Origin of the sequence: Methylobacterium sp. SyP6R (genome assembly GCF_019216885.1) — a bacterium.
Classification (GTDB): Bacteria; Pseudomonadota; Alphaproteobacteria; order Rhizobiales; family Beijerinckiaceae; genus Methylobacterium.
In genome coordinates, this window is sequence record NZ_JAAQRC020000001.1 from 1,446,428 (window position 1) to 1,457,416 (window position 10,989).

Genomic DNA, 10,989 nt, shown 5'->3' on the forward strand with positions numbered 1-10,989 from the left:
ATGATCCGCTACCGCGCCGGCATCGACCGCGTCACCGGAAAGCCGCTCGTCGGCTTCGCCCATGTCTGCCAGTCGGTCGGGGTGATCCTGCGCACGGTGCCGACTGAGCGGGTCATGCTGCTGGATTTCGGGTTCGTCGGGGTGCGCCACATCGGCCGCAACATGGTGGCGCCGGTGGTGCTGGCGCTCTACCGCGACGCCCGCGCGGCGATCCGGGCCTGGGAGCCGGAATACGACATCACCCGCTTCACCCTCGGCCGGGCCGAGGCGACCGGCCTTCTCGCGCTCGGCACCTCCGGGATCTACTTCCCGGAGGGCCGGTTCGGGAATTTCGACATCCGCGAGCCGGTCACCGCCAGCTTCACCTTGAGCGGCGTCGCGACCGCGCCGGTTGTCGGAGCCGGCGCATGAGCCGCTTCGACGACATCGACCTGTCGCAGCTCGGCCCCCTGCCGCTCGGCATCGACACCTACGAGGGCCTGAAACAGGCGCGCCTCGGCCTCCTGGTCGAGCGGCTGGTCTTCCACGGCTTCTCCTACGACGTCGACATGCTGGAGACCGACCCCCTGGTGGTCGCCAACGCCGAGGCCGGCGCGGCGCGCGAGCTGCTGATGCTGTCGCGCCGGGACGACGCGATCCGGGCGGTACTGCTCACGGACGCGTGGGGCCCGTTCCTCGACGCGCTCGGCGCGACGCAGATCCCGCCGGTCAAGCGCAACACGCTGGTCCCGGCCGACCCAGTCGCCGGCACCGACGCGGTGATGGAGGAGGACGACGATTACCGGCGCCGCATCCAGCTCGCGCCCGAGGCCTTGTCGACCTGCGGGCCGGAGGGCGCGTACCTGTTCTTCGCCACCGACCAGACCGGCGCGAAGGCAGCCCTGCCGATCGGCCCGATGTCGTTCGGCGGTGATTACGACACCCCGTTCATCCCCCACGGCTGCGTCCACATCCCGATCGTCTCCGCCACCGGCGACGGCACCGCCTCGCCCGGGCTGGTGGCCGAGGTGCAGGCGGCAGTGTCGGCGACGAACCGGCGGCCGATGGCCGACTTCGTCACCGTCATGCCGGCGATCATCGTGCCCTACGCGATCAAGGCCATCATCTATGTCGGTCAGGGCCCCGACCGGGACGAGGTGAGGAAGCGTGCGCTCGCGAGGCTGTTCGTGCAGGCCCAGCGCCAGCACCGATCGGGCGCGGCCCAGCGCCTGCGGATGCTCTATGGCGCCGCCTCCGTGCCGGATGCCAACGGCAGGAACCTGACCGAGGACGTCGAGCTGATCTCGCCCGCGGCCGATGTCAACGGCGTGCCGATCACGGTGGCGACGCCGCAGGGCGCCTACCGGGCGCCGTACTGCACGGGGATCGAGGTCGAGGTGAGGCTGGCCGATGGCTGACTTCGACGACGTCCTGCCGGGCGACGCGACACCGCTGGAGCGCGCCATCGCCGATGCGGACGCCCGCCTCGACGCGATCGACACCGACCTGGTGCGCCGCATCGGCGGACCGCGCATCGCCGAGGTGCCGGAGCCGTACCTGTCCCGCCGGGCCTGGGCGCGCTCGGTCGACGTCTACGACCCGGCCTGGCCGGAGGCGATCCGCCGCGCCGTCATCGAGGTGGCGCCGGCAGTCCACATCATCAAGGGCGCCCTCGACGCCACCACGCTCGCGCTCGCGGCGCTGCGGGTCGAGACGGTGATCACCGAGTGGTTCGAGGCCAACCCGCCGGCCAAGCCCTACACGGTCGACATCCTGGCGCTGGCCCGCGCCAAGCTCTACGCCGACGGCCCGGTGCTCGACGATCGCCTGCTGAAGGCGGTGTTCGACACGGTGATGCGCACGAAGCCCCTGTCCCGGGGGTTCCGGCTGCGGGTCGGGGTCGCCCTGGAAACCGGGCTCGGCCTGGCGCCCGCCGCCGTTGCCGTCTCCCGGGTCGCCGTCTCCGCCGACGCGATCCTGCCGATGCCGCCGGCCGCCGCCAGCCTCGGCCTGGCGCCCGCCGCTGCCGCCGTCTCCCGGGTCGCCGTCTCCGCCGACGCGGCCCTGCCGATGCCGCCGATCGGCGCGGTCCTCGGCCTCGCCCCCGCCGCCGCGGCGCGGGTGCGCGTCACCTTCACCGCCCACGCTGGATGACCCATGGCCGTCGATGTCCTCGCCCTCGTCCCCACCATCGTCGATGTCGGCCTCGCCGCGTGCCTGCGCGCGCAGGGCGACGGGATCGAGGCGCGGCTGTCGCACATGGCGGTCGGCCGCGGGATCGCCGACGGCGGCACCTGGAAGGGCTACGTCCCGTCCCGGACGCAGACTGGCCTGGTGCGCGAGGACGTCCGGGCGCCGATCCTGTCGGGGACGAAGGTGCCGGATTTCGGGTTCCGGGTCCTCGCCCGCATCCCGCGCACCACCGACGGCAGCGAGCTGCCGATCCGTGAGGTCGGCTGGTACCTCGAGAGCGGCGAGATGCTGTGCGTGTGGAGCGAGGTGGCTGCCGCGCCGCTGGCCTACCGGACGCCGCGGGCCGAGGTCGACCTCGCCCACGAACTGTATCTTCGCCAGCTCCCGCTCTCCATCCTCAACATCACCGTCCAGCAGCCGGACATCCCGGACCCCATGGCGGGGCTCTTCGGCCTGTTCTCGACCGAGTGCCGCCTTTTCATTGCCGCCCTGGAGGCGGAGCGCCGGTCAGTCGACCGCAAGATCTACTAGGAGCCCCGACATGCCGACCCTGATGGAGATGTTCACCCAAGCGACCAGCGACCTGCGGGCGGCGGTTGCCTCCGTCGTCGGGCTGGAGGCCCGGGTGCAGGCGAAGTTCGACGCCAACACCAACAACGTCACGACCATCATCAACAATTTCAACGCGCGTCCGTTGGCGGTGACCTTCTACGTCGACCCGATCAACGGCAACAACGCGAACGATGGTGCGAGCCTGGCTGCTCCGAAGCGCTCGACCGACAACGTCCTGGCGTCGCTCGGCTCGCAGGGGGTGAGCATCGTCCTCCTCGGGGACGACGTGATCCGTCTGCGCCACAACGCGGCGACGAACGTGTACATATACGGCGCGCAGCGTGCCGCCAACGCGCAGGGCTGGGTCAACTATCTGCGTACGGTGACCCTGCTCGGCATCGCCGAGAACTCGCCCTCGCTGACGGTCGGAACGATGTCGGCCGGCATCTTCTTCTCGGCAGGGCAGTTCTTCTCGGCGAACTGTAACTTCGTGCTCCCGGACGTCCCGGCGGGCTACAGCAATCGGGCCCATTTCTGCTCGGCCGCGTTCGTCAACATGCAGTTCACGGCCGGCACGCTGACGGCGAGCGGCCCGGGGGCGGCAGCGCTGGTCGGGTCGTTCAACGGGGGCCGCTCGGTCGTGACGCTGACGGGGTTCACGCTCGGCACCAACGCGAGCGGCCATGTCTTCGACGGCATCGCCGCAGGCGCCGACCCGAACGGCAGTTGGAACTACTCCACCAATCTCAAGGCCGCGTAATTCCCATTCCGGAGTGCTCACGTGTTCTCTGCCATCTCTGCACCTCTCACGCTCAACCACGACGGTCGCACCTACCCGGACTTCACCGTCCCGATGCTGCGCGAGGCCGGCGTGCCGGACGATGTCGTTCTCGTCGGTGTCAAGGCTCGCCTGACGGTGGCGATCGACGAGCGCGCGGAGAGCTTGCGCCGTTCCGTCCTGTCTCCGGGGGTCGGTCAGGCGCTCGAATACCAGGAGGCCCAGACCCAGGCCGCAGCGGCCCTCGAGGGGGAGGCGTCGGCCGCGACGGCCGGGCGGTACCCGATGCTCGCCGCCACGGTGGGGATCGACATCGACCCGGAGACGGGGGCGCCGGCAACGGATATCCTCGGCGTCGCCCGCAGCGTCCAGGCGGCGCGCGACATCTGGCTGGCGATCGGTGCCGCGATCCGCGGGACGCGGCTCGGCGCCAAGGCGGCGGTCGAGGCCGCCTCTTCGATCGAGGGGGCCCAGGCCGCCTACGACGCCGTCGTCTGGCCGACCCTCCCGGACTGACCCTGCACGTCTTCAGGCTGATCTCGTTCCGGCCTGCCCCCTAGCGTCCCCTCGACCGTCGCGTCCGACCAAGGGGACCGCCCATGCCCGCCACCACGCCCCATGTCGGCGTCAGAACGTTCCTCAACCGCACCGAGAAGGCGCCCTTCATCATCGCCGACATGGCGACGATCGGAGGGGCGTTCACGGCGACGGGCGTGAACCGCACCCTGTTCCCGCCCGACTATCCCGTCCTGTTCACCACCGACGACGCCGAGATGGTGGCGGGCGCCGGCACGTCGGGCACCCTGCGCAAGACCATCGACGCCTGCATCAATGCCGGCATCGTCGCGTCGATCCAGGCCGTGGTGCCGGACATGACCGGGGCCACCACCCTCGAACAGCAGATGGCGAAGATCGTCGGCTCGCCATCCGCGCGCACCGGCCTCTACGCCCTGCTGTCGGGCCAGGGGGAGACCGGCGTCGAGGCAGACCTGATCATCGCCCCAGACTACACGATGCAGCGGCTCGGCAGCGCCGCGAACCCGGCCGCCACCGCGATCGACGCGATCTGCGAGCGGCTGCCGACCGCCATGGGGGTGTGCCTCACGCCGTCCTCCACCAAGGAGGCAGCGGCCGAGTGGGCGGCCGACTTCGCCACCTCCCTCAACATCATCGCTGTCGGCCAGGCGGCGCGCGAGAGCGTGAACGGCGTGCCGATCGTGCGCGACAGCGCCCCCCACGTCGCCGCCCTGATCTCGAAGACCGACAAGGCCCGCGGCGGGCCGTACTACAACCCGGGCAACCAGGCGCTCGGCGGCATCCTCGGTCCCGACCGGGCGGTGTCGTTCTCGATCTCCGACCCCGATTGCGAGGCCAACTACCTGATCCAGCGCGGCGTCAACTCGATCGTCCAGATCGAGAAGAACCGCACCTCGCGGGCGAGCAATAGCCCCCAGGGCAAGACCTTCTGGGGCTTCTTCAACACGTCCAACGACCCGCTGTGGCGGGCGATCAACGTGGTGCGCACCCGCAAGGCTGTGCGCGAGGTGATCCCGCGCACCCTGGTCAAGTATGTCGGCCAGAACCTCGGCACGCATGTCGGCGTGATCCTGCTCCAGAGCCTCGACGACTTCCTGTCCGAGCTGAAAGGGCTCCCCGAGCCGGCGATCCTCGGCGGCGAGGTGCGTTGGGAACGCAACCTCAACACCAACGCCGTGCTCCGGACCGGTGGTTTCGCCGTGACCCTCAACTTCGAGGAAGCGCCGCCGATCACCGACATCCAGGTCTACACGGGCCGCTACGAAGCCGCCTTCAACATCCTGGCCGACGAGATCCAGCAGGCGATGAGCCAGTACGGCGTGAGCGGCCAGCTCGCCGCCTGAAGGCGAGCAGGGATTGAGGGCCCGACTACCTGAGAGGTGCCGCAGGGCGGCGAAAGGAGCGTCCGATGGACAACGTGGTCCGCGGTGGAAACTGGTACTTCGACGTCATCAACACCTGGCGCGTCCTCGACGAGGTCGAGCTGCCCGAGATCGCGCATGCCGAAGACGACTTCACGCCCGGCGGGCACATGATGGCGGTCAAGTGGCAGGAGGAGGTCAAGGCCCTGGAGGCCAAGATCAAGCTCAAGACCGCCGATCCGGAGGTGCAGGGGATGGTGGGCCGGCTGCCCGGCAACTACATCACCGCCACCTACTACGAGAACCTGCTGTCGTTCCGCACCGGCGCCAACCGCGGCCGGGTCATCACCCTGAAGGGGCTGATCCTCGTCTCGAAGCAGGCGGCGGTGAAGGGCCACAAGGCGGCCGGGCGCGAGTACACCTTCAGCGACATCGTCTATTACCAGGACATCGTCGACGGACGGGCGATCCACCGCCTCGACTTCTTCGCCGGCCCGGGCGCGACGCTCATCAACGGGGTCAATCCCTACCAGCAGATGGCGACGAACCTCGCCATCTCCGGAGGGACGATGCTGTGAGCGAGCCGAACCACCGCCCCGACCGTCCCCTGGAGCTTTACCCGGAGGCCGAGATGCCGGCCCTGCCGCCGGAAGGCGCACCGGGCGAGGCGCCGGCCCCCGCCGCCCCGGCGCCGGTCGCCCCGCCGGCATCGCGCCCCGAGGCCGCCGTGCTCGACTTCCTCGACCCGGCGGCGATCCGGACCGACATTCCGCTGGACTATCCGTTCCGCCACGAGGGCCGCGAGGTCCGCAGCATCACGGTCCGGCGGCTCACCACGGCGGAAGTCGGCGCGGTGATCGAGGCGATCCCGGAGGGTGCGAACTACGACCTCTACGACTTCGTCGCGGCGATGTCCGGCCTGCCGGCTCCGGTCCTGCGCGGGCTGATCGACGACGACGGGGCGGAGGTTCTGGCGAAGGCGCGCCCTTTCTTGCCCCGCGCCGTCGCGGCGATCTTCTACAGCCCGACTTCCGGGAGTGGCGGGCGCTCGCCGTCGCCGCCGCCCGCGGCCTGAACGAGCCGTATTCCCGCATCCTGGCGATGCCCTGGGACGAAGTCGTGCTGGCGCACGCCGAGGCGCAGGCGATCGAGGCCGAGAGCGGTGTGGCACCCCAGCTCGCCATTCTGCTGGCCGACCATCTCGCCGCCATCCTGGGCGCCCTGACCGGGGAGTGACATGGCCAACCTCGACGTCGCCCTCCGGCTCCGGCTGATCAACGGCCTCAAGGCGCCGGCCGGCGAGGCGAAGCGCGACCTCGACGCGCTCCGCGGCGCGGCCCAGCGCCTCAACGGCGTGCGGGCTGGCGGGCTTGCCGCCGATCTCGGCCGGGTGGCGACTTCGGCCGGCCGGGCCGACGACGCCCTGCGCCGGACCGCGGCGAGCCGCACCGGCCTGGCGGCCACCGGCACCGCCGCGGCCCGTCTCGGTGCCGACCTCGGCGCCGTCGCCGGCCGGGCCGGCCAGGCCGATGCCGCGATGAAGCGGCTCGGCGCCGAGCGCTCCGGCCTCGTGGCCGTGGGGGCCGCCTCCGCCCGCCTCGGGGCCAATCTGTCGGGCCTTGCCGGCAACGCCGTCCACACTGATGCGACACTGCGCCGGCTCGGCGCTGACCGCACCGGGCTTGCCGCGACCGGTTCCGCCGCCGCCCGCCTCGGCGCCGACCTGTCCCGCCTGAGCGGCGCGGCGAGCCGCACCGACGCCGCCCTGCGCCGCCTCGGCACCGAGCGGAACGGGCTCGCCGCCGGCAGCGCCGCAACCTCCCGCCTCGGCAACGACCTGCGCATGCTGGAGCGGGCCGCCTTGCGGGCCGATGGTGCGCTCGATCGCATCGGCGCCGCCCGCACCGGTCTCACCGCCACCGGCAGCGCTACGGCGCGCCTGGGTGACCAGCTCGCGGGAGCGGCCCGCAATGCCGGCCGGCTCGCCGATAACCTGACCCGCGCGACCTCGGTGGTGCCCCGCATCCGCGCGCCGCAGGTCGAGGCCCCGGCGCCCGGGCCGTGGGGCCCGCGGCCGAGCGGCCCCGCTCCAGTCCGCCAGCGCCCGGTCCGGCCCGCGACGCGCCCGCATGCCCCGCTCGCCCCGGAGGATGAGCAGCGCGTCCGGGCTGCCACTGGTGCCGAGGGCGGTACGATCCTGGCGCTGGGCAACAAGGCCGTCGCGGCGGCCGGTGGGATCTACGCCGCGCGCGCGGCGGTGCGCGCCACGGTGGGCGAAGCGATCAGCTTCGAGAAGGCGTGGGCGGAGGTCGTCAAGAAGGTCAACGACGCGCCGAACCCGGAGGCATTGCAGCAGCTCCAGCGCACGGTCGCGAAGACGGCGATCGATCTCGGCCTGCCGCGCAACGGGCTCGCCGAGATGACAGCGGAGGCAGGTGCGGCCGGCATCAAGTTCCAGGATCTGGAGCGCTACGTGCGCCTGGCTGCGAAGGCCTCGGTCGGCTGGGACATGGCGCCTCGCGAAGCGGCGCAGAACCTGGCGGAGATCAAGTCGGCGGGTCAGCTCACGATCGCCGAGATGGAAACGCTCGGCGACAAGATCAACGCGCTCGGCGACAACTCGGCCGCCAAGGAACGCGACATCGTCGAGATGTTCCAGCGCGCGGCGGAGGGCGCGCGTCTGGCCGGCTCCAGCATGGACACGACGCTTGCGGCGCTGACGGCACTCAAGAGCGGCGGCATGCAGCCCGAGGTCGCGGCTCGGTTCTATCAGGCGTTCACATCGAAGCTGCGCACGGCCGGCGGCGAGGGCAAGGCGGCCGAGAAGGTTAATGACGCGCTCAAGGAACTCGGCCTGAACGGCAAGAAGATCGCGCAGGACATGGCGCGCGACGCCGACACGACCATCACCCAGATCTTGGAGCGCATCGGCAAGCATGCCGACCCCGTGAAGGTCGCCAAGGGCCTGATGGGCGAGGAATGGTGGGACGAACTGGCGAAGTTCACCGGCGGCTCCCTTGCTGAGTTCAAGAAGCAGCGCGACTTCCTGCGCGATCCGGCGAACTTCAAGGGCTCGCTGACCAAGAACCTCGACACGCAGCTTTCGACCACCGCGAACCATTTGGAGCGGCTGAAGGCCCTGACCGGCGACGTCGGTGATCGATTGGGGCGGTGGGCGCTGCCGGGGATCAATCGAGCGATCCAGGGCGCCATCCAGCAGATGGACGAGCTTGATCGACGGCGAGCGCTGGCGGACGCTGAAATGCGGGCTCGTGGCGAGGACCCGAAGCAGGGCGATCCCATCGGCCGAGCGACTACGGCCGCGATGAAGGCCGGTGCTTGGGCAAAGGACAAGTTCCTCGACCATCTCGTTGCCCCGTTGCCAACCCAGGATCCGTCTCGCGCACTCGTCCAGCGAAGGTTCCAGGAGGCGGAGGACGAAAAGGAGCTGGCCAAAAAGAACCGCGCGGAGGCCGACAAGCTTGAGGAGCGCGCCAAGGGCACGAAGGACAAGGTAGCCCGCAAGACCCTGCTGGAGCAGGCGCAGCGAGAGCGCGAGAGCGCCGCGCGCCGGGACGCGAAGGCCGCCGAGGGTATGCGCGGCGTCGGCCCGGCCGGCGCTCGCGATATGACCGACGTGGAGTTCGGCGAGGCCGCCGCCCGCGCGTCGATCGAAACCAAGCGGCGGATCGCGCTCCTGGAACGCGGCCTCGGCGCCGGCAACCAGCCCAACGTGCGCATCCCGGATACCGGCGTCATCATGAGCCGCCAGGCTGCGGAGGCCGAGCTGCTGGCCCTGCGCAAGCGGTTCGAGGCGCTGGGCGGACCGCCGGCCGAGCCGCAGGCTCCGGCCCAGGCTCCTGTCGCACCGGTGATGACCGTGCCGCTGCCGCCGGCCCGGCCGGGCCCGCCCGCCCCGGCGACGCCGCTCCCGCCCGCTCGCCCGGCCTCCCTGACGCCGCCGCCTGCGCCGGTGCGGCCCGACGCGACCGTGCAGCCGGCGCCGACGATCCAGCCGCAGCCCACGATCCAGCCGGCTCCGGTCGCGCCGCAGGAGCCGCAGGAGGCGCGGCCCGCCCCGGTGGTCGGGCCGGCCGGCGAGGTGGCGGGCACCGTCGCCGCGCTCCAGCAGCGCATCGGTATCCTGGAGCGCGCATTGGCGGGCGGCGGCCAGGCCAACGTGCGCATCCCCGACACCGGCATCATCACCGCCCGGCGCGGCGTCGAGGCCGAGATCGCCGACCTGCGCCGCCGCGTCGGGAGCCAGCGGCCGGCGCCGGCTGCGCCCGTCCCAGAGCAGCCTGCCGCCCCGGTCCCGGCGCCTCCTGCATCAGTGCCGCCGGCCCCAGCTCCAGCGCCCGCAGTCGCGCCGGTGCAGGCCCGGCCGGCCATGGCACCTGCACCCGGGGGCGAGGTGGCAGGCAGCGTCGCCGCGCTCCAGCAGCGCATCGGTGTCCTGGAGCGCGCATTGGCGGGCGGCGGCCAGGCCAACGTGCGCATCCCCGACACTGGCATCATTACCGCCCGGCGCGGCGTCGAGGCCGAGATCGCCGACCTGCGTCGCCGCGTCGAGAGCCCGCGGCCGGCGCCGGCTGCGCCCGTCCCAGAGCAGCCTGCCGCCCCGGTCCCGGCGCCTCCTGCATCAGTGCCGCCGGCCCCAGCTCCAGCGCCCGCAGTCGCGCCGGTGCAGGCCCGGCCGGCCATGGCACCTGCACCCGGGGGCGAGGCGGCAGGCACCGTCGCCGCGCTCCAGCAGCGCATCGGTGTCCTGGAACGCGCATTGGCGGGCGGCGGCCAGGCCAACGTGCGCATCCCCGACACCGGCATCATCACCGCCCGGCGCGGCGTCGAGGCCGAGATCGCCGACCTGCGCCGCCGCGTCGAGAGCCAGCGGCCGGCGCCAGCCGCCCCGGTTCCGGAACGGCCGGCTGCGACGGCTCAGGCTCCAGCACCTGTGCCTCAACCGCCGCGCCCGGCCTCCGCTCCGCAGCCGGTGCCCCCCATTCCGGCCGTGCCGCCGATCGACATCAAGCTCAAGTTCGACCCGCAGCCGGCCCTGGACGGCATCCGCGCCGCCGAGGACGGCGCCAAGCGGCTCAAGACCACGATGGGCCAGGATCTCTCAGGGCCGGCCCGGGAGAGCATGCAGGGCTACACCGCCGCCATCCAGGCCGGCACCGACCAGGCCATCGCCGCCGCGATTGCCGCCGCGGCGCGGATCAGGGCCGCCCTGTCGTTCACCGCCACGCCGACGATCGCCCCGCGCCTCGTCATGCCGCCCGGCGGCGCGGCGACGCCGGCCGCAGCGCGCGCCGGCCGCGCGCCGGGCCGGCCTGCGGCAACGACGCCGGTCCGCTCCGCGCCGGCCATCCCAGCAGCTCCGGCGGCCCCGGCCGGGAACGCGCCGCGCCTGCAATCCGCCTCCCTGCGCCGGGGCGGCGGAGGCGTGACCATCAACGGACCGATCCACGTCCACGGCGTGCAGAACGTGGCGAGCCTGCACCGCCAGATCTCCCGTGCCGCCGACCGGCGCGCCCGCGACGCCCGCGACGGCGCCCTGCACGATACCGGTGTCGAGAGCGCATGAGG

General features: G+C 72.2%; 11 protein-coding genes. All 11 read left to right on the forward strand.

From position 1 onward, the window contains the following. Positions 1-411 carry a GPW/gp25 family protein gene (locus HBB12_RS06610; protein ID WP_236988613.1) on the forward strand — a complete coding sequence of 137 codons (411 nt, stop codon included), beginning with the start codon at positions 1-3 and terminating at the stop codon, positions 409-411. After that, entirely contained in the window at positions 408-1,397 is a 990-nt protein-coding gene (locus HBB12_RS06615) for a baseplate assembly protein (RefSeq protein WP_236988614.1), read from the forward strand. Before HBB12_RS06610 ends, HBB12_RS06615 begins: the two co-directional genes overlap by 4 nt. Continuing rightward, on the forward strand, positions 1,390-2,133 hold the full coding sequence (locus HBB12_RS06620; RefSeq protein ID WP_236988615.1) for a phage tail protein I: 744 nt from the start codon (positions 1,390-1,392) through the stop codon (positions 2,131-2,133). The genes HBB12_RS06615 and HBB12_RS06620 overlap by 8 nt, the downstream gene beginning before the upstream one ends. 3 nt (positions 2,134-2,136) lie before the next feature. After that, a complete protein-coding gene (locus HBB12_RS06625) occupies positions 2,137-2,703 on the forward strand; it encodes a phage tail-collar fiber domain-containing protein (RefSeq protein ID WP_236988616.1) in 567 nt (188 codons plus the stop codon). A gap of 10 nt (positions 2,704-2,713) precedes the next feature. After that, complete coding sequence (locus HBB12_RS06630) at positions 2,714-3,484, forward strand: hypothetical protein (RefSeq protein WP_236988617.1); 771 nt, start codon at positions 2,714-2,716, stop codon at positions 3,482-3,484. Positions 3,485-3,505: 21 nt separating this feature from the next. Next, the gene (locus HBB12_RS06635; RefSeq protein WP_236988618.1) at positions 3,506-4,018 is read left to right on the forward strand and encodes a hypothetical protein; all 513 of its coding nucleotides are present in this window, start codon (positions 3,506-3,508) and stop codon (positions 4,016-4,018) included. Between the two features lie 83 nt (positions 4,019-4,101). Further along, complete coding sequence (locus HBB12_RS06640; protein ID WP_236988619.1) at positions 4,102-5,382, forward strand: phage tail sheath protein; 1,281 nt, start codon at positions 4,102-4,104, stop codon at positions 5,380-5,382. Between the two features lie 65 nt (positions 5,383-5,447). Next, complete coding sequence (locus HBB12_RS06645; RefSeq protein WP_236988620.1) at positions 5,448-5,978, forward strand: phage major tail tube protein; 531 nt, start codon at positions 5,448-5,450, stop codon at positions 5,976-5,978. After that, entirely contained in the window at positions 5,975-6,475 is a 501-nt protein-coding gene (locus HBB12_RS06650) for a phage tail assembly protein (RefSeq protein ID WP_236988621.1), read from the forward strand. Before HBB12_RS06645 ends, HBB12_RS06650 begins: the two co-directional genes overlap by 4 nt. 26 nt (positions 6,476-6,501) lie before the next feature. Further along, a complete protein-coding gene (locus HBB12_RS34245) occupies positions 6,502-6,636 on the forward strand; it encodes a hypothetical protein (RefSeq protein WP_272913250.1) in 135 nt (44 codons plus the stop codon). A 1-nt stretch (position 6,637) separates the two neighbouring features. Continuing rightward, positions 6,638-10,987 carry a phage tail tape measure protein gene (locus tag HBB12_RS06655; RefSeq protein ID WP_236988622.1) on the forward strand — a complete coding sequence of 1,450 codons (4,350 nt, stop codon included), beginning with the start codon at positions 6,638-6,640 and terminating at the stop codon, positions 10,985-10,987. The last annotated feature ends 2 nt before the right edge of the window (positions 10,988-10,989 follow it).